The organism is Legionella stuttgartensis, from assembly GCF_977063405.2.
In genome coordinates this window covers 74,723-95,698 of sequence record NZ_CDRUHA020000110.1, presented here as the reverse complement: position 1 = coordinate 95,698, position 20,976 = coordinate 74,723, and the positions used below count along the sequence as shown (strand labels likewise).

Here is a 20,976-nt window from a genome sequence, read left to right as displayed (position 1 = left end):
GCAATGTATTTAGAACATTTTAAATTACAAAAAGCGCCATTTACGCTCACACCTAATACGGAGTTTTTTTGTGAACTCCCAACCCATAAAGAAGCATTGAATGTCCTTTTGCTTAGTTTGGCTCAAGGTGAGGGCTTTATCAAAATTATCGGTGAGGTAGGAACAGGAAAAACTTTGTTATGCAGGTTATTGCTTAACTACTTAACTGAGGAGTACGTCACTGCCTATATTCCTAATCCGGATCAAACCGCTGAAGGGTTACGACTTTCTCTTGCCCGCGAGTTAGGGATGCAACCCGATGAAAGTTGGACACAATATCAATTGCTGGAAGCAATAAATCAATGTTTATTAGAATTGCATCGAGCAGGCAAAAAAACAGTATTGATTATTGATGAGGCTCAGTTTTTATCTGACGAATGTTTAGAAGCAGTTCGACTTTTGACTAATTTAGAAACTGAAGAACATAAATTACTGCAAGTAGTTCTTTTTGGACAACCAGAATTAAATACTAAGCTTGAGCAATCTGGATTGCGTCAATTAAAACAACGCATTACTTTTTCGTATCATTTACAGCCCTTGGCGCGTCACGAACTGGACAAATATTTGAATCATAGGATGGCCCGAGCTGGATATACCTATGGTTCGGCCTTTACTCAAAAGGCGCAAAAACGTTTATATCGTGCAAGCCAAGGATTACCAAGATTGTTAAATATTTTGTGTCATAAATCACTTTTAGTGGCTTATGGACAAGGAAAGAGTCAAGTTGATGGGTACGCCGTAAGGCGAGCCATAATTGATACATTAAGTTCTACACGCTTAGAATGGATTTATTCATTATTAATCTACTCTGGAATCGGAGTACTGGGGCTTAGCGTTATTTTTATGATGTATTGGACCTATGGACTATATCTATGAGTTTGCTTAATGAAATGTTACATGACCTTGCGAAGCAAAAGCAGACAAGGCCAGTCACACCTTTATATATGCCTGTACCTCTTAGAAATAAAGGAGCAAGCAAGAAAATTTTATTATGTCTTGCATTGGTCGCCTTCACTTTGTTCCTTTTTTTGCTTCATAAACATTCATCAAAAATCAACCTTACAACACCCCCAAGTGTTCCTGAAACTAAAATCAATAATGCTGACGTAACCATAAACCCTGAACCCATAATTCAAGCTGCCGTTAGTGCAGTTCCAGAATCAGTCATCCTGGAAAGTTATCTTGAGCCCTTTGCCTCCGCCGCATCACAGCACGTTGCTATCCAAGCTCCGATTGCACCAGATACATTGAGCACTCGGGTAGATAATCAAGGTGAACCACCTGTAACTATAGCTGCAGTTAATAAGGTCTATACACCCCAAACTCTTGAGGAATGGCATGATGCTCAGTTAAATAAAGCACTGGAGGCCATAGACAAAGGCTTTGATCAAGAGGCGATAACCCTATTACGAGAAATCTTGATTCGAGTACCTAATGCATCTGATGTTCGAGAAAATTTAGCCTCATTGTATTTGACCTATGGAGATTTTGCCCAAGCCTCTGAAATTGTAAATGAAGGGCTTCAATATGCACCCGCAGATACGGCTCTTATTACGATTAAAGCACGATTATTTCTTGATCAAGGAAAAGCCAAAGAGGCTATTAACCTTTTATCAAAATACCGCCCTTCTATAATGTCTTATCCTGATTTTTATGGCACTTTAGCAGCAGCGCTGCAATCTGAGGGTCGGACTCTTGAAGCAGGGAGTCTTTATCGATCTTTAATACAAATTGATCCTAATGATGGTCGCTATTGGTTGGGTTATGCGATTGCGTTAGAACATAGTAATAAAGTGAATCAAGCCATTGAAGCATATCTTCGTGCGAGCCAAAATCCGGATAGTGATCCAACCGTACGCGATTATGCCGAAAATCGATTGAAAGTCTTACAGGGATAATGATGAAACGGCTTCGACTCGGCGAATTATTGTTTAAGGAGAAGTTAATTACTCAAGAAAGCTTGGATAAAGCAATTGAGTTACAAATAAAGTCCGGAGGTAAATTAGGGCATATATTAGTTGATATGGGGGTAATTTCTGAAGAAGAAGTTTTAAACTTCATTGCCAATCAGCTTAAGATACCTTTTATCAATTTAAATCATCATGAAATAGATAAAAATCTCACGCATCTTCTCCCTGAAATTTATGCTCGTCGCTATAGAGCTCTTATCATTGAAGAGGAAGATGGTGTATTAATAGTCGGGATGTCTGACCCTCAGGATATTAACGCCTTTGACGCAATCTCAAAAATCTTGAAACGGCCTATTAAAATGGCTGTAGTGAGCGAATTGGCACTACTGAAAGTGTTCGATAGAGTTTATCGTCGTACACAAGAAATCACCAACTTTGCTGAAGAGCTTTCCCATGAGATTTTAGAAGAATTTAAAGAACAACAAGATGATTTATTTGATGAAGCACAAGAAAGTGAAGAGCAAGCCCCGGTTGTTAAACTTTTAAATTCTTTATTTCGTGATGCAGTTCAAGCACGTGCTTCAGATATTCATATTGAACCAGGTGAAAAATCGCTACGAATTCGCTTTCGAGTGGATGGAATTCTAAATGAAAATATTTTAGACGATAAACGTATCCTAGGTGCTTTGGTCCAACGTTTAAAACTCCGTGCTCATTTAGATATTGCTGAAAAACGTATTCCTCAAGATGGACGGTTTAATTTTAAAATTAAAGGAAAATCATTTGATGTACGCGTATCAACGCTACCCACAGCGAATGGAGAAGCAGTAGTCATGCGTTTATTAGATCAATCATCCCAGATTACTGACTTAAGTCAGTTAGGTATTGACCCTAAAATTGTTAAACGTTTAGAGAATATTTATTCGAAACCCTACGGAATGCTCCTTGTTACTGGTCCCACAGGAAGCGGTAAAACAACTACATTATATAGTGTACTCCAGCGTATTAATTCTCCAGAACGTAAAATCTTAACTGTCGAAGATCCTATTGAATATAGGATTGAGCGAGTTAATCAAGTCCAAGTGAACCCCAAAATAGATCTTACTTTTGCACGCGTTCTTCGTGCCATGCTACGTCAGGACCCTGATGTCATTATGGTTGGAGAAATTCGTGATTCTGAAACAGCACAAATAGCCATGCGGGCAGCAATTACAGGGCATTTGGTATTAGCAACATTACATACGAATGATGCCATGACTTCCGCCATGCGTTTAATTGATATGGGTTCAGAAGGTTATATGGTTGCAGCTGCTGTTAAAGGAATTATTGGCCAACGATTAGTTCGTAATTTGTGTGATAATTGCTCAAGTGTTGAGGATCTTGAGCCGCATGAAAGCCTGTGGCTTGAGTCAATGAAGGTTGATTTAACGCTCCCATTTAAAAAAGGTAAAGGATGTTCTGCTTGTAATTATCGTGGATATTTGGGACGTACAGGGGTTTACGAACTGTTAGAGTTAAATAAAGACATGCTTATGGCGTTAAGACATAACGATTCAAGCAGCTTTGTCAAAGCAGCATTGGCATGCGAAACCTATCGACCATTATCTGAATCAGTGCTCGATTTAGTGAAGCGAGGCATCACTTCGGTTTCTGAAGCTATTCGTGTCGTGGGACAATTAGATGAAGAGTTTATGAGGCGATAAATTGTATGAAGGAAAAGCACACTCTTTAAAAACGTGTAATCTGAACGCGCATTAAACCAATCCTATTTGAGTAAGCGTTTTAGATTAAAGCTTTATCTTTTTTCGCTACAATCTTTAGTATTACGAGTAGAGTATTATTTTGATAAGGGACTATTAGGGATGCCAGAATATTACTTCAATGCCCGTGATCAACAGGGTAAAGCACTAAGTGGACAACGAAACGCGCTTAGTGCGGAAGATCTCGCTAATCAATTGATCAGTGAGGGTCTTATACCGCTAGATATTTCGGTTAGCGCTGGTAAGAAATCTAGTGCTTCTAGTACTCCAAATCCCAAAAAGGATTGGTTTGTACCTAAAGTCACTTTAAATGATTTGCATATATTTTGTCACCAGATGTACTCTCTAATTCATGCTGGAATTCCCGTTGCTTCTGCGATAACACGTCTTGCCGAGACGACACGCAATAAAACCTTAGCTGAGGCGCTGCAAAAAGTAGTTGTTTCTTTAAACAAAGGCAGTTCACTTAATATTGCGATGAGACAATTCCCTGATATTTTCTCTGATTTTTTTCTTAATTTGATTGTGATTGGAGAAAATACAGGTAACTTAGATAATATTTTTCTCCATCTTGCTGAATATCTTGAGATGGAAGTAGATATTACAAAAAAAGTAAAATCTGCTTTACGGTATCCCATAATGGTGATAGGAGCAATTATTATAGCTTTGCTCATCATTAATGTGTTTGTCATTCCTGCATTTGCGAAACTCTATGCCAATATGCATGGAATTTTACCCTTGCCGACACGCATTCTCTTAGCTACCTCCAATTTCATCATTCATTATTGGTATTTATTGATCGGGATCATAGTAGTAGGTACATGGGTTATTAGAGCCTATATCCATTCGCCTAGAGGAGCAATTCAGTGGGGGAGAATACAACTTAAAATTCCAATTGTGGGATGGCTTATCCACCGCATATTACTAACTCGATTTGCCAGACTTCTTTCTCTGGTATTACGTGCGGGTATCACTGCAGTTGATGGCATTCAAATGGTAGGAGCATCAACTAATAATGCTTATATGGCTTTGCAGATACAAGGTGTTACCGAATTAATTGCTAAAGGAAATACAATTTCAGCAGCTATAGATAGAACCCATCTTTTCCCGCCTCTAATTATTCAGATGATTGTACTTGGGGAGGAGAGTGGTACCATTGATCGTCTTCTTGACGAGGTGGCAGACTATTACCAGCGGGAAATTGATTACGACATTGTGCGTTTAAGTGACACCATTGAGCCTATTTTACTGGTGATTATTGGTGGGATGGTATTGATTCTTGCATTGGGAGTATTTCTGCCGACATGGAACTTAGCATCTTTGGTGAAACAACAATGATGGATATGAAAAAATTCAGTACGTAATAAAGAGTATTTTAAATCAAAATTTTCTTACCAGATGATTATTGATCTATACTTTACAAAGGGTAATAATCATTTTTAAGCTAAACCTATTTCAATGCCATGATAAAAAAATCTGGGGATGTTGATTCATGGTAAATGATTTATTTTTGTTATGTAGGAATAAAATCTCTTAACATAAGGATATGCAAATGAAGACGCAAAAAGGTTTCACTTTAATTGAATTAGTTGTTGTAATGGTCATATTAGGAATTCTGGCTGCTTATGCAATTCCCAAGTTTTATGATTTTAGTTCCCAGGCTAATATTGCAGATCTCAATGGTTTGGCAGGAGCGTTAAATTCCGCCAATGTAACTGCTCATGGTGCGGCTTTAGCGACAGGTCAGACTGGAGCTACTGGTTCCATAACGATGGAAGGTGCTACAGTTGGATTAGTTTTTGGCTATCCATCCGCTGCAGGTATTGTGAATGCAGTGAATGTATCAAGTGCCTTCTCAGCCTCTACTTCAGGATCAGCAACAACTTATACACTCAAAACCAATTGTACCGTGGTATATACCCAAGCAACCAGTGCATCAAATCCTCCAACGGTGGCTGTGACTACTTCTGGATGTTAATTTTTGAGTTTTATACAGTAGCCTGGATAAGTGATGAAGATGTATCTGGGCTACATTTACTATAACCTATACAGTTGGTATATCTGCGATCCGTTCGTCTATAGTGAATAGACCTCTAATGCAAAAACGATTCAAGGTTTGAAATGGATAAGGGAAAGGGTTTTACATTAATTGAGCTTGTTGTAGTTATGGTTATATTGGGAATTTTGGCTGCTTACGCAATTCCTAAGTTTTATAGCTTTAGTACACAAGCGAATATAGCGGATCTCAATGGTTTAGCTGGAGCGCTAAATTCAGCTAATGTAACCGCCCATGGTGCGGCTTTAGCGACAGGCCAAACTGGAGCTACTGGCTCAATTACTATGGAAGGTTCTACAGTTGGATTAGTTTTTGGATATCCATCTGCCTCAGGTATTGTAAATGCAGTGAATGTATCAAGCGCCTTTTCATCTTCTACGTCAGGATCTACAACAACATATACACTAAAAACGAATTGCAGAGTGGTATATACTCAAGCAACCAGTGCATCAAACCCTCCAGTGGTGGTTGTAACTACTAGTGGATGCTAAGCTAATTAGAAGTTATTTAATTCGCGTATAAGACTTCACTTTTACAAACTCGGCAAATAAAGAAGTGGTCTGTTGGCATTTCAGGATTGTGCTTCATCTAAGGGATTAATCCCGGTTGCAAGCAACCGGGCATGGGACAAATCCTGGGGAGGATCCTGGATTTTATTATATTTATTTTTTTAAAACATAACTACCTGGGGCATCCATTACTGATTTTAATGGCAATTGGTTAAAATCTGGCGCGGGTATGAGTTTTCCTGAATGTGTTTTTAGCCATTTTAGCCACTCTGGCCACCAAGAACCTGAATATTCTGTTGCTTGCTCTAGCCATTGCTCTGCCTGGGTAGGACAATGATTATTGACCTTGTAGCCATATTTTTTTGTTTCAGGGGCATTGATAATCCCAGCTATATGTCCGGATCCACCAAGTACAAAGCGTTTGGGACCGTTCATAAGTTTAAAGCCCAGGTAAGTAGTTTTCCAGGGAGCAATATGATCTTTTTCGGTGGAAAGGAAAAAGGTTGGTATGTCAATGGCACTGATGTTAATTGGGGTATGATTAAGATGGATTTTACCCGGTTTTACCAGATCGTTATGCAAATACATCCATCTTAAATATTGGGAATGCATTGTTGCTGGCATGTTGGTGGAATCTGAGTTCCAATACAATATATCAAAAGGAACCGGATTTTTACCGCGCAGATAATTTTTAATAAAGAAAGACCAAATTAAGTCATTTGCCCTAAGAGAGTTAAAACTTGAGGCCATGAATTTTCCAGCAAGATAACCTTTAGACTTCATTTCATCTTCTAGTTTTGCGATTTGCTGTTCATCAATAAAAACAGCGATATCACCTGGATCACTAAAATCAATCATGGAGGCTAAAAAGGTTGCACTGCGAATGGAGTTGTCTTGCCGTGCTTTATTATAAGCAAGTAACATTGATTGAAGTGTTCCACCTATACAAAAGCCCATAGTATTAACCTGCTTTATACGTAGTTGCTTTTGAATCATACTAATCGCGGTTAATGGTCCTTCGTTTAAATAATCATATAGACTTTTATGAGAAAAATTTGAGTCTGGATTAACCCATGAAATGATAAATACAGTAATTCCTTGTTTTACTAACCACCCAACAAGAGAATTATGTGGGCTTAAATCCAGAATATAATATTTGTTTATCCAGGGGGGAATAATAAGAAGGGGAATAGACTTTACCTTAGTGGTTTGTGGCGTATATTGAATAAGCTCCATCAGGTTATTACGAAAGACTACTTTTCCCGGAGTAATAGCAATGTTTTCACCGAGCCGAAATGCCTCCGTATCTGTCATTTTAATCATGAGACGAGGAGAACCTATTTCTAGATCAGAAAGTAAATTATGAAGTCCATGCAATAAATTTTTACCATGACTTTTCAATGTTTCATCCATGATCTGAGGATTCGTATGAAGGAAATTAGCTGGCGATAATGCATCTAAATATTGCTTGGTAAAAAATTGGAGCCGCTTTGCGGTATTTGTATCAGGGTATTCTATCCTTTCAAATAAAGTATTCATATGCTGACTGGCTAAAAGGTAATGCTGAGTTAACACATTAAAAAAAGGATTATTTATCCAATCTTCTTCATGAAAGCGTGGATCATTTATGGGCATGGGCGTCCCATTTAACCAATATTGTAATTGGGTTTGGGCTAAATTAAATGCATCTTGCCAGTATGCGAGTTGCATTTCCCAGATTTTTTCAGGATTCTGCAGAAGAATACTCATTACATTTTGGAAATGTTCCGTTAGCTCAATATATTGATTGATTATCACGGGTACTTGTAAAGGAGTTTCTTTAATATCAGAAATGATTTGCAAACTTTTTGCAGCTATAGCTTGCAATAACTCGCCAAGCTCTTTGTCATGGGTCATCCTAACTCCTGTGGACAAATAATTTTGTTTCCTATTTTGGTTGGTTTATCGTTATGGATCAAGAGCTGAGTGCTTGGAAAGTTTATGATTTACCAATTCCTTGTTTTCCCTTCATGCCAAAAATAACCGCTCTCTTTCTTCTTGTTAATCAATTCAAAAAGTTCGTATGCCGTATCCGAAGGCAGCTTGGGGGCGTTATTTTTTCCCATATCCGTTCTTACCCAACCTGGGTCAAAACTGGAGATAGTAACTCCAGGGAGCCTTTTGGCCAAAAGGAGAGTATACATATTTAGGCATGATTTTGACATTTTGTAATGGGGTACTGACGCAGAGTCATTTGAACTAAAAGCGCCCCATCCTGAAGAGATATTAATTATTTGGGCATTAGGATTTAACTTTGGAATGCACTGTTCAGTTAATTCAATAGTTCCGAACACATTAACAGCAAATGTTTTTCTTAGCTGACTCATGTTTATGTTCATTTCACCCCAATCCTCTAGGAGGATGGCTGCATTATTAATTAATACATCAAATTTGGGTAACTGTTCCGCGAAATGATTAATTTGTTCTGAATCCAACAAATTAAGTGGATGAACTTTTAAATTCTTGTGTTTTAGGGGAGTATCACCTTGTGTAGAAGTTCCAATAACGAACCAACCATGCAATAAAAATATTTTGGCTGTTTCTAATCCTATTCCTCGACTAATTCCTGTAATTACAAGAGTATTCACAGTTGTTTTCTCCATAAAACTACTTCGGTAACTTCATTAAGTTAAGAACTTTGGGTTTGCCTACGTCACTACGATGTGTTCGCGGGACATAGGGATAAGGTTTTTTGTTTCTACCTATCAATGTTTAAAGTGACGGATTCCGGTAAATACCATAATTATTCCATGTTCTTCAGCGCAAGCAATAATTTGTGCGTCTCTGATTGAACCACCTGGTTGAATAATCGCCGCAATCCCAGCCTCTGCAGCAATTTCTACTGTATCTGGAAAAGGGATAAATGCGTCAGAAGCCATAACTGAACCATGGGGGTCAAATCCCATTTGTGCTGCCTGCCAAAGGCCAATACGAGCACTCATAACCCGGCTGGTTTGACCACCTCCAATGCCTATTGTTGCTGCATCTTTCGCATAAACAATCGCATTGGATTTGACATGTTTTACTCCAAGCCAGGCAAACATTAAATCATTCATTTGTTGTGCTGAGGGGTTGTTTTGAGTCATGACTTTAAATTCATAACTGCCTAATGAAAGAGAGTCATGTTCTTGTACCAGCAAGCCGCCATCTACTTTTTTCATGTTCAAGCGAAATGCATCATCGTGTTTCCAAGCTCCAGTTGATAAGACGCGAATATTTTCTTTGCTGGCAAAAATTTCTTTGGCTTCATCACTGATTTCAGGGGCTAAGATGACTTCTACAAATTGTTTTTCAAGAATGGTTTTCGCGGTAGTACCATCCAATTTTTGGTTAAAAGCGATGATGCCGCCGTAGGCTGATGTTGGATCACATTGAAAAGCCTTGAGATAGGCGTTAAGAGGGGAGTCGCTTATAGCAATTCCACAAGGGTTTGCATGCTTGATAATCACACAAACGGGTTTTTCGCAAGAAAAGGATTTAGCACAATCCAACGCCGCATCGGCATCAAGAATATTGTTATAGGATAATTGTTTACCTTGAATTAATTGGGCAGAACCTAAGGAGCCGGATGAAACTTTTTTATCAACATAAAAAGCGGCTTGTTGGTGTGGATTTTCTCCATAACGTAGATCAGTTATTTTATTAAATTGACATGTGAGTACATCTGGGAAACCACAAGGGGTGTATTGTGCATCTAAAGTAGTGAGATAGTTAGTAATTGCTGCATCATAAGCAGCCGTGTGAGCAAAGGCTTTTTTAGCGAGGGTGAATCCCCAATCTGACGGAATTTTTTGGCTTTTTAGGTGCTGAATAAGTTCGGCGTAATCTTCTGGTTTTACCACTACCAACGTATGTGCATGATTTTTCGCTGCTGAGCGAATCATGGCGGGGCCGCCAATATCAATATTTTCTATAGCCTCATTGAAATTACAGTCAGGGCGACTGATGGTTTGTTCAAATGGATATAAATTAATTACCAGCAAATCGATCGGTTTGATTGAGTGCTCTTTAAGTGTTTTTTCATCTTTTTTCCCGCGTGCGAGTAAACCTGCATGAATGGCTGGGTGCAAGGTTTTGACTCGGCCATCCAGCATTTCAGGAAAGCCTGTACAGTCACTAACCTCGATGACTGGCAATTTATGTTCTTTGAGTAATGCAGCAGTATTTCCCGTTGCAATAAGCTCCACGCCCATTTGGTGAAGTACTTTACCCAAGTCCACTATGCCTCGTTTATCTGAAACACTAAGCAGAGCTCTTTTGGGTTTAAAGGCAGAGAAAGCATGTTCTTGGGCCATTATAATTTCCTTAACTAAGTGTAGCCTGAGTGAGGTGCTGCGGAACCTGGAAAATTTAGAGTATTATCTCAGGTTTTATTCTTGCACTACCAAACAACGAGTTCGACAAGTTAATCTGCTTTATGGGTAAAAGCCAATAATGACCATCCATTAAGATTTTCCTGATGAATCGGAGTAAATATTGAAGCATACGTTTCAATGAGTTTAAGCGCTTGTTCTTCTAATATTCCTGATACAATAAGCATCCCTTGAGGGCTTAGCAATTGTTGAAATCGCTCTTTCAGGGTAATTAATGGTGCCAACAATATGTTTGCAATAATCAAATCTACAGGCTCGTCTAATATATCGGGCTTGCTAATAAACAACTTTTGTTCATCAATTTGGTTTGCTAATGCATTGTTTTGAGTCGCTTGCAGGGCTTGTTGATCGATATCGACTGCATGCACTTTTGCCGCGCCTAACTTTAAAGCGGCCAAAGAAAGTATTCCTGATCCACAACCGTAATCAATAACTGATTTATTTTTTAAATCAGCCTGCTCCAGCCAGGTTAAACATAAAGCAGTCGTAGGGTGCGTTCCGGTACCAAATGCCAAACCAGGGTCTAACATTAGGTTAACTGCATCGGATTCTGGTGGAGTAGACCAAGTAGGGCAGATCCATAGGCGTTGACCAAAACGTTGTGGTTTGAAATCATCCATCCAAGCCCTTTCCCAATCCTTGTCCTCAAGAACTTCTAGAGCACAGGTAAGTTTGGGATAAGTGTGCAGCAAGTGCTCTCGGGTGTATTGCGCTTGGAACACTTCCGCAAATAAAGCCTGAATAACAACTTCAGGCCATAATGGCGTTGTTCCGGGTTCAGGCTCAAGAACAGGATTGTCATTTTTATCGGTGAGCATAATGGACAACGCACCGAATTCTTCTAACTCCTCGCTAAGCAGTTCTATTTCTTGGCTTGGACAATGTTCTATTTTTAATTGAAACCACACAGCATTAATCCTTCAGCATTTTTTCCAGATAGTGAATATTAGTACCACCTGCTATAAAAGATTGATCATGGAAAATACGTTGATGTAGTTCAATATTGGTTTTTATACCATCAATGATGATTTCATCCAGCGCATTTCGCATTCTTGCAATGGCTTCCGCACGAGTTTCGCCGTAACTAATCAGCTTGCCTATCATGGAGTCATAATTAGGCGGAACGGTATAGCTACTGTAAATATGAGAATCAAAGCGAATACCAGGTCCTCCTGGTTGATGTAATAATTTTATTGTTCCTGGCGAAGGCATAAAGGTTCTTGCATCTTCCGCATTAATTCGGCATTCAATAGAATGACCATGTATTTTTATGTCTTCCTGGGTGAGCGTCATTGGTATATCACTTGCAATTTTGATTTGTTCTTTAATCAAATCAACTCCCGTGATCATTTCAGTTACTGGATGCTCAACCTGAATTCGGGTATTCATTTCAATAAAATAAAAACATCCATCTTGATATAGGAATTCAAATGTTCCCGCACCTCGATATTGCAAGTCTTGACACGCTTTGACTACAGAAGCGCCAATTTTAGTTCTCAGTTCAACACTTATTCCGGGAGCAGGTGCTTCCTCTACTACTTTTTGATGGCGTCTTTGCATCGAGCAATCACGCTCACCTAGATGTATGGCTTTACCTTTACCATCTCCAAGCACTTGGAATTCAATATGGCGTGGATTTTCCAGGAATTTTTCCATGTAAACAACGGGATTATTAAATGCAGCTTTGGCTTCGCTACGGGTAAGGGCTATAGAATTAAGTAGATTCGCTTCACTATGCACAACACGCATACCGCGCCCACCGCCCCCTCCCGCTGCTTTAATGATCACGGGATAACCAATTTTTCGAGCAATTTCTAGATTTAGTTGATCATCATCAGATAATGGACCGTCCGATCCAGGCACACAGGGGACCCCGGCAGCTTTCATGGCGTTAATCGCAGACACTTTGTCTCCCATGAGGCGAATGGTATCACCTCGCGGACCGATAAAACGAAATCCACTCTGTTCTACTACTTCTGCGAAATCAGCATTTTCAGAAAGAAATCCATAACCAGGATGAATTGCTACAGCATCAGTAATTTCAGCAGCAGAAATGATTGCTGGAATGTTGAGATAACTTTTTTGTGCTGGAGCAGGGCCTATGCATACGGTTTCATCCGCGAGACGGACATGCAATAAATCTTTATCTACATCTGAATGTACGGCTACAGTCTGAATGCCAAGTTCTTTACACGCACGCAAAATGCGAAGAGCAATTTCACCTCTGTTGGCAATAACAATTTTACTGAGCATTGATGCACCTCTATTCTATGACAAACAGGACCTGATCGTATTCAACAGGTTCACCATTAGCGACGAGTATTTCTACAATTTTACCGGCGCGATCCGCTTCAATTTCATTAAACATTTTCATTGCTTCAACAATACATAAAACATCACCTGCTTTGACTGATTGGCCAAGAGTCACAAAGGCAGGACTTTCTGGTGATGGAGATGTATACATTGTACCAACCATAGGCGAACGAATTTTGTGTCCTGAGGCTGTAGGTACAGGTTTACTTTCATGGTGTGAAGGTATTACAGAAGCAGGTACATTATTTACAGCAGGATGTGATTCCTGACGTGGGGCAGGTGATGTAACATAGTGGACCTGGGGATGTTCTACCGCCGGTGCGCTGCTATGCCGACTTAGTCTCAGCGACTCTTCACCTTCTTTAATTTCAATTTCAGAAATGCCAGTTTCTTCCAGCAATTCAATTAATTTTCTTATTTTACGAATGTCCATTATTTGATTCTCTTTCAATAATTGATGTTAATGCTAATGAATATCCTTGCGCACCCAATCCACTGATAGTACCTTTCGCTATATCAGAGAAATAGGAATGGTGGCGAAAAGGTTCGCGGGAATAAATGTTACTGATGTGTACTTCAATAAAGGGGATTGCAACAGCACATAAGGCATCCCTCAAAGCGACGCTGGTATGGGTAAATCCAGCGGGATTAAAAATTATATAATCTATTTTGTCGATACTTGCTTGGTGAATTACTTGAATTAAATCTGCTTCAGAATTACTTTGATGACATTTTAATGCAAATCCTGCTTTTGTTGCTTCTTTGATTAAACGAGTATTGATATGATCTAACGTCGTAGCTCCATAAATTGAAGGTTCTCGAGTTCCCAAGAGGTTTAAATTTGGTCCATGTAAAACCAGAATTTTTTTCATATTTTAGTTAGTATCGAGCGATTTTTGCAGATTTTGCCTGATCTTCCTGAAATTGTCCATATATCTCCGAAGATATCCACATGATCCCCACTTTTTTTATATTTTTTGTGTGCCCCTGATATCTGGGTAAAAATTTGCTCACTTTCATACAGTAACCTAGACTATTAGATTAGGTAAGGATTGAATTATTTTAAGGATTAAAATGGGATTTTATTCAATCCTTCTGGAGAAAGGAATTTTTGATGCAAGCAACGCTCGACCAACAACAGAAGGTACAAAAAGTAAGACCTGTAATATATTTTGTGATTTTTATGATGATGATATTGGTGCAAATTTCCATTGACCAATATGTTCCGTCATTACCAGCCATTACTAAATCCCTTAATAGTAACGAATCATCCATTCAATTCACCATATTTCTTTTTATGTTTGGATTGGGAATTTCTCATATATTTTTTGGACCTTGGTCCGATAAAGTTGGGCGTAGACGCCCTCTAATTTATGGTATTGGTATAAGTATTATAGGATGCCTTTGTTGTTTATTGGCACCTTCTGTCTGGGTGTTAACCTTAGGTCGCTTCTTACAAGGATTTGGCATTGGCGCGTGCAGTTCAGTGGGGCGCTCTTTAATACGCGATCTTTTTAATGACCGGTATTTGTCGAAAATTGGTTCCTATGTTGGCGTGGCAAGTACGCTTCTTTTAGTTGCTTCCCCAATTTGGGGTGGATTTATTCAGGAACATTTTGGATGGAGGGCCAATTTTTTATTTATCCTTGTTGTTGGTTTGGGTTTTTGGTTTTTTATTCTTCTGGTTCTGCCGGAAACCAATAAAAATCTTAATCCTAATGCAACGAAGATAAGGGTGATACAGCAAAATTATTATGCTTTATTAAAATCTAAAGTTTTTTTAGGTTATACCTTATGTGCGTGTTTTGCATGTTCGGGTTTGGTTGCTTACCTGACTATAGCTCCTTTTTTATTTCAAAATGGATTAGGACTAAGTCCTTTGGAATACGGGCAACTTTCAATTTTTATTGCGGGTGCTATTTGTCTTAGCGGACTAATTAATAGCCAATTGGTTATGTCTAAAGGTGTTTCCTACATGTTGTTCATTGGTATCTTGTTGATGATTAGTGGGGGCGGGATCATGCTTAGCTTTGCTCTTGCAGGAATAATGAATGTGCTGACAATCATGATTCCTATTGCTTTGTTTAGTATGGGGGCAGGTTTTACTTTCATTAATGCGTTTGCTGGAGTTTTTCATCCATTTCCACAAATTGCAGGAACTGTAGCTGCTTTGTATGTCAGCATGCAGGATTTAACTTCTGCATTGACCAGTGGTATTATTGCAATAACCAAGATACAAGGTCAATTTTCTTTAGCTGCAATATTACTTGTTCTTGGTATAAGTGCTTTGGCTGCATGGTATTATCAAGAAACAATAACTCAATAAAATAAATTCACGTTCTTGAAAACCACACCATTTTAGGAATTCTTTGGCGATAAGATTTTTTTCATCACACCAGTATTTTCATATAGGTATGTCGCGAAGCATCAAATAATAATTTCAAAAATTCTAAAACTATGCTAGCTTGGATAAGTTTTTAGAGTTATTGGTTGTGTTCAAAGGTGTAACTCACTGTTGAAACCAATCAGGTTTTTTATGACTTGATTTTAAGGATTATTGGTTTGGCAGGAGATGAGTTGCTTTCAATTTAGATTAAGTTGCAAAGAAGGAGTGGGTTTCCATGCATCATAATTACTATTTATCTCCCTTAGCTGTTGCTCTGGCTTTAGGGATAGCATCCTCTGCGAGAGCCGCAGAGCCTATGCCTTTACAGAAGGCGTCTCTTGAGCAAGTAAAGCAAAAATTTGCTTTGACGACACAAGGTGTCGCGGTTGCTAAAGACAGTTTAGGTTTTGTAAGCGAACATACTGACAGTAATAAAGTAACTCATGTTCGTATGCAACAACAATATGTAGGATTTCCTGTTTATGGTGGTTATGCAATTATGCATAGCATGTATACAGCGCAATCATTAACTAAAGCACAGTCCAACGTGGCAATGAATGGCGTTATTTATCAAGGCCTACAATCCGAATTAGGACAACCTGATGCTTCTTTTGTAAAAAATGCGGATTCAGCGCTACAACAGTTTAAAGCGAAGTATGCAGGTAAAGATGTGAGTGAGGAAAAAGTCACTCCTATGGTTTATATAGATGCTCAGCATAAAGCACATTGGGCTTATAAAGTGAGTGTTCTTGTTGTTCATAAAGATCAAATTCCAGAGCGCCCAACTGCAATAATTGATGCAGAAACTAACAAACCTTTTGTCCAATGGAATGATATCAAAACTGGCAAAAGTGCGGTTAATGGAGCAGGTTTTGGTGGAAATAATAAAACAGGTTTCTACCGATATGGTGCTGACTTACCTTATTTAGATCTAACTCGTGATTCAGGTACTGAATCCTGCTTTATGGAGAATACCGATGTCAAAGTAATTGACATGGATCACCGATACAGTTCAAAACGTAGAGCAATGAAATTCAATTGTCCAACCAATGACTCTAATATTTACCTCACTGGTTATAGAGGAGATGGTTACGACAAACAAAACGGAGCCGCTTCTCCAACGAATGATGCATTGTATGCCGGTCATGTGATTAACCATATGTATAAAGAATGGTATAACGCGAATGCGCTGAGTAATTCTGATGGTTCTCCAATGCAATTAGTGATGCGAGTTCACTATGGCGAAGGCTATGAGAATGCATATTGGGATGGCCAACAGATGACCTTTGGTGATGGTGATACCATGATGTATCCTTTGGTGTCTCTGGGAGTAGGTGCACATGAAATCAGCCATGGTTTTACAGAACAACATTCTAACCTTGAATATTATGGGCAATCAGGCGGCATGAATGAGGCGTTTTCTGACATGGCAGCCCAAGCAGCCGAGTATTATTCTGTAAATAAAAGCACTTGGCAAATTGGCGGCGAAATCATGAAAGAAGACAGCGGCTGGGATGCATTGCGTTATATGGATAAACCAAGTCGTGATGGTGAGTCGATTGACACTGCTGATGAATATTATGGTGGTTTGGATGTTCATTACTCCAGTGGGGTATACAACCATTTATTCTACATATTAGCCAATCAACCTAATTGGAATACCCGATTAGCCTTTGATGTTATGGTTAAAGCCAACATGGATTACTGGACCCCTTATTCAAACTTTGATGAAGGTGGTGAGGGCATAGTAAGCGCAATCTCTGATCTGGTAGCTGCTGATCCAAATCATGAGAGATATCCTTCAACTGCTCTTTGTGATGTTAAAAAGTCATTAAATGAAGTTAAAATCACCACTAATATGAGTGATTGCGCTAATTAATCCGCTTGGTAATAAAATCAGCCAGAAGTTTGCTTATAACTTCTGGCTGTTCCATATGAATATGATGCCCGCCATCCATTTTTTTTAGTGTAAGATTTTTTACCGCTTTAATTCTATTATTGATGATTTCAGTATCAAAAGAAAATCCTCTGCTCGATAACACTAAATAGGTTTTTGCAGTAATTTCTTGTAAACAAGAAAGGATTTGGGGTTCTGTCATACGCAAAGGGGAACGTACCAATAAACGTTGATCGTGTCGCCAATAAAATTTACCTTTTTTTTCTATTAAACTTCGTTCACAAAGAATTTTTGCAATCTCTAAAGAAACATATCCTTTAAAGGCACGTGCAAGAGCGGCACTATTTAAACTGTCATATCCTTTAGATTTTTTGCTTTTTTGAGTAAGAAAATAGGAATAGTCTCTTAATTGCTGACATGCCGTCTCTGCAGGATGAGAAAATGGTCCTAAACCCTCAATGAGGCTTAGTGATAAAAATCGTTCGGGGATTACACCGCCAACCAGACTTGCGAGACAAGCCCCCATTGAGTGTCCTAACAGATGGAGCTTATCAAGTTTTAGCGCATTAATTAGTTCAATAACCACAAAAATGCCATCAAAAAAATGATAGTGACATCCTTCAGGAAGATGTGACGAATAACCATGTCCAGGTAAATCTACTGCAATAAAGTGAAAATCATTAGCTAAATAGGAGGCAAGGGGAGCAAAACTGTTTGCATTATCTAACCAACCATGTAGAGCTAGGATGGTTGGCTTATCTGGGCTTCCCCAGGTCCTGCAGGCTATAGAAAAACCTGGAATTGTAAGATTTAATGTGTTCATTTTATTTAATATTTTTTGATTATTATAAGCAATGATTATATCTCTACTGCAAATAGGAGAGCTATAATCCATTATAGATGAATAAGAATTTTTTACCGCGTCGTTTTACATATTACAATCACTTGCCACAAACAACTGTTGCATGTGATTTAAGACGTATGGAGTACAATTTTTTTTATCCATTTAATGTTATGCTTAATCCAGGAACTTGAACAGAGTTAACTATGCAACAAGAAACACAAAGCGTTTCATTAATTACTTACAATATCCATAAAGGGTTTGGTGTAGGGGCTGTACGTTTTTTGCTTCCTAAAATGCGTGACGCCATTACAAGCTTACAACCTGATTTTGTTTTCTTGCAAGAAGTTCAAGGTGAACATATAAAACGACAAAAGCGAATTAATTCTTGGCCTGACTCGCCACAATTTGAGTATATTGCTGAAAATATATGGCCTCACTATCTTTATGCCAAAAATGCCGTATATGAATCAGGACATCATGGAAATGCAATTTTAAGTAAATATGCTTTTGAACGATTTGAAAATATTAATCTTGCAAACATTCGCAGGGCTTCGAGGGGAATATTACACGCTCAACTAAAACTGGATAACGTTACTATTCATTTGTTATGTGTGCACTTAGGCCTTTTTAAGGCGGAGCGAATGGTACAATGTAATGCTTTAATGCAACGTATAAAGGACGTTGTTCCACAAGACGAACCTCTGTTGATGGCAGGAGATTTCAATGATTGGCGTACTATTATTTCTAAGCCTTTGGCTGAGGAATTAAATATAGAAGAAGCTTTTGTTTCGGTAGAGGGGCAGCACGCGCGTTCTTTTCCTGCGATTAGACCAGCGCTTTGCATTGATCGCGTCTATTTTAGGGGTATGAAAGTACAAGAAGTAGCTTGTTTACATGGCAAGCCTTGGCGAATGCTGTCTGATCATTTACCGCTTTATGCACGTTTTGAAGTAATTAAGCCCTAGATGAAGCTAAAGTAGCTACCTTTGCTTCATCCTGGCAATGTTCTTTTACAAAGATTATTCCATTTTGTTGTTGTATTCCCCAACACATGCAAGGCTATTTAAGCGAGCACGCTTCAATAAAGCTTCTTGTGCTTTAGCAATATTATCTTTATTTCCGCCCCAGGCCGCTAAACAATCTTCTTGTAATGCTCTACCGAAAGAGAAACTGAGCAACCAAGGTTGATGGTCGATGCTATTAATCGCATTTAAATTTGCTGTAGCTTGTTGTGGTGTTTGTCCACCAGATAGGAAATTAATTGTTGGTACTGAAGCAGGTACATTATTACGGAATACGCCGATTGTGTAATCAGCAATTTCATCAGGCTCACTGAAAGGGCTATGTGCTTTACCACAGGTTACCATGCTAGGTTTTAAGATAATATGTTCTAATTCAACCTGGTGAATAAATAATGCGTGGAATAACTCATGCAGGACAATTTCACATACTTCTGCACAATGTTCAATGCTGTGATCGCCATCCATAAGTACTTCAGGCTCAACGATAGGAACAATCCCTGCTTCTTGACAGGCTGCCGCATAACGAGCCAGATTTTCTGCCCCTGTTTTTACTGCAGTTAAACTGGGGGTAAATTCAGAAATTGAATAAACATTTCGCCATTTAGCGAATTTTGCACCTAACTTTTTAAAATGTTGTAAACGTTCAGCTAATCCATCTAAACCTTGAGTGACTTGCTCATTTTCAGTATTAGCTAAAGCAATTAATCCTTTATCTACTTTAATGCCAGGAACAATACCTTTATCGGCAAATAGTTTAGGAATAGGAGTTCCATGCTCGTCTGTTTGGCTAAAAGTTTCTTCAAATAAAATAACCCCGTTAACATATTGTTCCAAATCAGATGTAGTGGCGAGCAGTAGCCTATAGTCTCTGCGATTTTCTTCGGTATTCTCAATACCAATTGAGACAAAACGCTTGCCTATAGTTGAATTGCTTTCATCTGCAGCTAATATTCCTTTTCCCTCTTGCAGTATTTGCTCCATTGTATTAGATAGTTCTTCATAATTCATATTGTGTTTGCTCCTGATTGTTTATTATCTAGATATATATTTTTCACGAATAATTTGTTGCATGGCAAAACCTTGTTCTTTTAACGAGTTAAAAGCTTCGTCAATCATGCTGGGATTTCCACATAAATAAATAACATCACGCTGAGGGTCGAGGTTTAATGTAGGAAAAGCATGTTGTACGTAGCCACTGTATTCGTTTTCATTCAACTCATGCGTTGCCTGTCTGCTTAGATAGGGTCTAAATGTGACTTTAGGGTATTTTTGAGCAAACGCATAAAATTCGTTGGCGTAGAGAATTTCTTCCCGTCGTTGTACTCCTTGCAGAATTACTACTTCGAGTTCAGAATGTTGTTCCATGAGTACACTTAGTTCTTGCAACATTGCTCGATAGGGTGTTACTCCTGTACTGGTGGCAACTAAGATAAATCGATTGGGTATATCCTCTTTGATAATTAAGCGCCCATATGGACCACTGATCTGAATAGTGTCTCCAGGTTTTAAATTATAAAGGAATTCAGTGCCAGGTCCATTTTCAAAATAACCGGCTGCGATTTCAATTTTATTATCTTGTTTTGGCGCATTAGCTATACTATAACTACGTTTTAACGATTTTCCTTGATGTTCAAAGTGAATGGTTATAAATTGTCCAGGTAAATAATTAAAATTGGGTGCCACTTCACAATTAAAAATGAAGTGTTTTACTTTAGGAGAGATCATAAATGACTCTTTTAAAGTGATGGGGAATGTATTTATTTGCATGACGAATATCAACTTTACTGTAAAACTAGAGATTATAACTCTGAACTAAAGTTAATATAAG

Annotated in this window: 19 protein-coding genes; 9 read left to right on the top strand and 10 right to left on the bottom strand. The window is 38.6% G+C overall.

From position 1 onward, the window contains the following. Positions 1–3 precede the first annotated feature (3 nt). From ACWTEW_RS36495 to ACWTEW_RS36470, 6 genes are all read left to right on the top strand, one after another. Complete coding sequence (locus ACWTEW_RS36495; protein ID WP_454782888.1) at positions 4–915, top strand: ExeA family protein; 912 nt, start codon at positions 4–6, stop codon at positions 913–915. After that, positions 912–1,937 (top strand): tetratricopeptide repeat protein, encoded by a 1,026-nt coding sequence (locus tag ACWTEW_RS36490; RefSeq protein ID WP_454782887.1) that lies wholly within the window; start codon positions 912–914, stop codon positions 1,935–1,937. The genes ACWTEW_RS36495 and ACWTEW_RS36490 overlap by 4 nt, the downstream gene beginning before the upstream one ends. After that, on the top strand, positions 1,937–3,652 hold the full coding sequence (locus ACWTEW_RS36485) for a GspE/PulE family protein (RefSeq protein WP_454782886.1): 1,716 nt from the start codon (positions 1,937–1,939) through the stop codon (positions 3,650–3,652). Before ACWTEW_RS36490 ends, ACWTEW_RS36485 begins: the two co-directional genes overlap by 1 nt. A 159-nt stretch (positions 3,653–3,811) precedes the next feature. Further along, entirely contained in the window at positions 3,812–5,047 is a 1,236-nt protein-coding gene (locus ACWTEW_RS36480) for a type II secretion system F family protein (RefSeq protein ID WP_454782885.1), read from the top strand. A 214-nt stretch (positions 5,048–5,261) separates the two neighbouring features. Beyond that, positions 5,262–5,687: a type II secretion system protein gene (locus ACWTEW_RS36475; RefSeq protein WP_454782884.1), complete on the top strand. Its 426-nt coding sequence runs from the start codon at positions 5,262–5,264 to the stop codon at positions 5,685–5,687. A gap of 143 nt (positions 5,688–5,830) precedes the next feature. Continuing rightward, a complete protein-coding gene (locus ACWTEW_RS36470; RefSeq protein WP_454782883.1) occupies positions 5,831–6,256 on the top strand; it encodes a pilus assembly FimT family protein in 426 nt (141 codons plus the stop codon). Positions 6,257–6,427: 171 nt separating this feature from the next. Here ACWTEW_RS36470 and ACWTEW_RS36465 read toward each other — a convergent pair whose 3' ends face one another. The 7 genes from ACWTEW_RS36465 to aroQ all read right to left on the bottom strand — a co-directional run bounded on the left by ACWTEW_RS36465 (position 6,428) and on the right by aroQ (position 13,871). Next, positions 6,428–8,170: a PHA/PHB synthase family protein gene (locus ACWTEW_RS36465; RefSeq protein WP_454782882.1), complete on the bottom strand. Its 1,743-nt coding sequence runs from the start codon at positions 8,168–8,170 to the stop codon at positions 6,428–6,430. A gap of 89 nt (positions 8,171–8,259) precedes the next feature. Next, complete coding sequence (locus tag ACWTEW_RS36460; protein ID WP_454782881.1) at positions 8,260–8,901, bottom strand: SDR family NAD(P)-dependent oxidoreductase; 642 nt, start codon at positions 8,899–8,901, stop codon at positions 8,260–8,262. A 117-nt stretch (positions 8,902–9,018) separates the two neighbouring features. Next, positions 9,019–10,608, bottom strand: coding sequence for a bifunctional phosphoribosylaminoimidazolecarboxamide formyltransferase/IMP cyclohydrolase (gene purH, locus ACWTEW_RS36455; protein ID WP_454782880.1), 1,590 nt, complete (start codon positions 10,606–10,608; stop codon positions 9,019–9,021). Positions 10,609–10,718: 110 nt separating this feature from the next. After that, entirely contained in the window at positions 10,719–11,594 is an 876-nt protein-coding gene (prmA, locus tag ACWTEW_RS36450; RefSeq protein WP_454782879.1) for a 50S ribosomal protein L11 methyltransferase, read from the bottom strand. A 4-nt stretch (positions 11,595–11,598) separates the two neighbouring features. Next, complete coding sequence (accC, locus tag ACWTEW_RS36445; protein WP_454782878.1) at positions 11,599–12,939, bottom strand: acetyl-CoA carboxylase biotin carboxylase subunit; 1,341 nt, start codon at positions 12,937–12,939, stop codon at positions 11,599–11,601. A 10-nt stretch (positions 12,940–12,949) separates the two neighbouring features. Next, positions 12,950–13,432, bottom strand: coding sequence for an acetyl-CoA carboxylase biotin carboxyl carrier protein (accB, locus tag ACWTEW_RS36440; RefSeq protein WP_454782877.1), 483 nt, complete (start codon positions 13,430–13,432; stop codon positions 12,950–12,952). After that, positions 13,419–13,871: a type II 3-dehydroquinate dehydratase gene (aroQ, locus tag ACWTEW_RS36435; protein WP_454782876.1), complete on the bottom strand. Its 453-nt coding sequence runs from the start codon at positions 13,869–13,871 to the stop codon at positions 13,419–13,421. Before aroQ ends, accB begins: the two co-directional genes overlap by 14 nt. Before the next feature lie 242 nt (positions 13,872–14,113). On the opposite strand from aroQ, the gene ACWTEW_RS36430 reads away from it, so the two are divergent. Further along, the gene (locus ACWTEW_RS36430) at positions 14,114–15,325 is read left to right on the top strand and encodes a multidrug effflux MFS transporter (protein WP_454782875.1); all 1,212 of its coding nucleotides are present in this window, start codon (positions 14,114–14,116) and stop codon (positions 15,323–15,325) included. A 295-nt stretch (positions 15,326–15,620) separates the two neighbouring features. Continuing rightward, positions 15,621–17,264: a zinc metalloprotease ProA gene (gene proA, locus ACWTEW_RS36425; protein ID WP_454782874.1), complete on the top strand. Its 1,644-nt coding sequence runs from the start codon at positions 15,621–15,623 to the stop codon at positions 17,262–17,264. Here the strand turns inward: proA and ACWTEW_RS36420 are convergent. Next, complete coding sequence (locus ACWTEW_RS36420) at positions 17,257–18,105, bottom strand: alpha/beta fold hydrolase (protein WP_454782873.1); 849 nt, start codon at positions 18,103–18,105, stop codon at positions 17,257–17,259. The two genes, proA and ACWTEW_RS36420, sit on opposite strands and share 8 nt — an antisense overlap. A 224-nt stretch (positions 18,106–18,329) precedes the next feature. Here ACWTEW_RS36420 and ACWTEW_RS36415 point away from each other — a divergent pair, with 224 nt between their 5' ends. Further along, on the top strand, positions 18,330–19,091 hold the full coding sequence (locus tag ACWTEW_RS36415; RefSeq protein WP_454782872.1) for an endonuclease/exonuclease/phosphatase family protein: 762 nt from the start codon (positions 18,330–18,332) through the stop codon (positions 19,089–19,091). 54 nt (positions 19,092–19,145) lie between these two features. Here ACWTEW_RS36415 and ACWTEW_RS36410 read toward each other — a convergent pair whose 3' ends face one another. Both ACWTEW_RS36410 and ACWTEW_RS36405 read right to left on the bottom strand, forming a co-directional pair. Beyond that, positions 19,146–20,156 carry a class I fructose-bisphosphate aldolase gene (locus tag ACWTEW_RS36410; RefSeq protein WP_454782871.1) on the bottom strand — a complete coding sequence of 337 codons (1,011 nt, stop codon included), beginning with the start codon at positions 20,154–20,156 and terminating at the stop codon, positions 19,146–19,148. 24 nt (positions 20,157–20,180) lie between these two features. Continuing rightward, positions 20,181–20,915: a ferredoxin--NADP reductase gene (locus ACWTEW_RS36405; RefSeq protein ID WP_454782870.1), complete on the bottom strand. Its 735-nt coding sequence runs from the start codon at positions 20,913–20,915 to the stop codon at positions 20,181–20,183. Between the last annotated feature and the right edge of the window lie 61 nt (positions 20,916–20,976).

Excerpts from the sequence above, each read along its gene's own strand:
- ACWTEW_RS36495 (WP_454782888.1), top strand. The coding sequence starts at position 4 with ATGTATTTAGAACATTTTAAATTACAAAAAGCGCCATTTACGCTCACA.
- ACWTEW_RS36490 (WP_454782887.1), top strand. The coding sequence starts at position 912 with ATGAGTTTGCTTAATGAAATGTTACATGACCTTGCGAAGCAAAAGCAG.
- ACWTEW_RS36485 (WP_454782886.1), top strand. The coding sequence starts at position 1,937 with ATGATGAAACGGCTTCGACTCGGCGAATTATTGTTTAAGGAGAAGTTA.
- ACWTEW_RS36480 (WP_454782885.1), top strand. The coding sequence starts at position 3,812 with ATGCCAGAATATTACTTCAATGCCCGTGATCAACAGGGTAAAGCACTA.
- ACWTEW_RS36475 (WP_454782884.1), top strand. The coding sequence starts at position 5,262 with ATGAAGACGCAAAAAGGTTTCACTTTAATTGAATTAGTTGTTGTAATG.
- ACWTEW_RS36470 (WP_454782883.1), top strand. The coding sequence starts at position 5,831 with ATGGATAAGGGAAAGGGTTTTACATTAATTGAGCTTGTTGTAGTTATG.
- ACWTEW_RS36465 (WP_454782882.1), bottom strand. The coding sequence starts at position 8,170 with ATGACCCATGACAAAGAGCTTGGCGAGTTATTGCAAGCTATAGCTGCA.
- purH (WP_454782880.1), bottom strand. The coding sequence starts at position 10,608 with ATGGCCCAAGAACATGCTTTCTCTGCCTTTAAACCCAAAAGAGCTCTG.
- accC (WP_454782878.1), bottom strand. The coding sequence starts at position 12,939 with ATGCTCAGTAAAATTGTTATTGCCAACAGAGGTGAAATTGCTCTTCGC.
- accB (WP_454782877.1), bottom strand. The coding sequence starts at position 13,432 with ATGGACATTCGTAAAATAAGAAAATTAATTGAATTGCTGGAAGAAACT.
- aroQ (WP_454782876.1), bottom strand. The coding sequence starts at position 13,871 with ATGAAAAAAATTCTGGTTTTACATGGACCAAATTTAAACCTCTTGGGA.
- ACWTEW_RS36430 (WP_454782875.1), top strand. The coding sequence starts at position 14,114 with ATGCAAGCAACGCTCGACCAACAACAGAAGGTACAAAAAGTAAGACCT.
- proA (WP_454782874.1), top strand. The coding sequence starts at position 15,621 with ATGCATCATAATTACTATTTATCTCCCTTAGCTGTTGCTCTGGCTTTA.
- ACWTEW_RS36420 (WP_454782873.1), bottom strand. The coding sequence starts at position 18,105 with ATGAACACATTAAATCTTACAATTCCAGGTTTTTCTATAGCCTGCAGG.
- ACWTEW_RS36415 (WP_454782872.1), top strand. The coding sequence starts at position 18,330 with ATGCAACAAGAAACACAAAGCGTTTCATTAATTACTTACAATATCCAT.
- ACWTEW_RS36410 (WP_454782871.1), bottom strand. The coding sequence starts at position 20,156 with ATGAATTATGAAGAACTATCTAATACAATGGAGCAAATACTGCAAGAG.
- ACWTEW_RS36405 (WP_454782870.1), bottom strand. The coding sequence starts at position 20,915 with ATGCAAATAAATACATTCCCCATCACTTTAAAAGAGTCATTTATGATC.